This is a genomic window from Psychrobacter sp. 1Y4 (assembly GCF_051847555.1).
Window position 1 is genome coordinate 1 of the sequence record NZ_JBPYDE010000148.1, and the last position, 1,061, is coordinate 1,061.

Consider the following 1,061-nt stretch of genomic DNA (forward strand, 5'->3'; position numbering starts at 1 on the left):
CGTTAGCGTTTTTCTTGCTCGCCTTAAAGTCACTGATATTTGCACTGGCTTTACTGGCACTACTGCGTTTGACATTGGCTTTGTTGGCGCTGATACGCGGCTTATTTGATGCAGTCGGCGCATTATCGATCGCGCTTTCTGTTTCAGCAGCCGTTTCGATATTGTCAGCTACGGTTACTTCAGCCGAACTCGCTTCAGATTGTTTAGCCGCCACTTTTTGTGACGTACGTAGATTGGCATTGGTATCTGCTTGTACCTCTAAAGCACGCAGCTCACCGGCCATTTTATCCAGTACCGCATTAATCAGTTTATGAGCGTCAGTCGCGCCAAAGTGATTATTTAGCTTCATCGCTTCATCAAGCACAACCTTATATGGAATCTCCATACGGTTTTGTAGCTCATAGGCACCAATGAGCAAAATAGCATGTTCAACCGTATCTAATTTATCAACTTCACGATCGAGATGCTGACTGATAAGCGCATCGAGTGCTTCAATCTGCTCTGGGATGTCGCGCATCATTTCATGATAATAACCGATATGGACGGTATGCATGGCATTGGTTGCACGCGTGCGAGCAGCAATATCGTGCGGAGCATTGTCTTTCCAGCCAAGCTTGCCATCTACATCAAAGCGGCGGTCGGTGACGAGCCACTCGTATAGACCTTGCATGGCAAAGCGGCGCGCCTTACGGATAGCAGTGTGACTGGTCTTATAAGAAGACTCACTCATATCGAAGGTTTGATCACCTGCACTACTGCTCGCTATACGGGTAGCTTCAGCTTGATTGGCTTGTGCGGTTTTCGCAGCGCTGATAGCGCGCTTGAGTTGGTCAGTCATAGGGGGTCTGTACCTAAATTTTTGAGATGATACCCAGTCAAAATATAAATTAACAAAGTAGCTTTTTAGCTTTGTTTATTCAAAATTTTAAAGGGTATAGAAATACGGCGAAAATTCAAAAAATAGCCAATTATTTTGATAGTTGGCTTGGGCTATGGAGTGCTGCTATTGCTCAATAGCAGCACCAGTTAAACTAATAAATTTGAGCTTTAAAGCTTATGCT

Annotated in this window: 1 protein-coding gene; it reads right to left on the reverse strand. The window is 44.7% G+C overall.

Features of this window, described 5'->3' with window-relative positions; all coding sequences use genetic code 11:
• Nucleotides 1–838 (reverse strand): transcription antitermination factor NusB (gene nusB, locus ACS8FC_RS14885; protein ID WP_439297341.1); only part of this gene is annotated, 838 nt, incomplete at its 3' end.
• Nucleotides 839–1,061 lie beyond the last annotated feature (223 nt).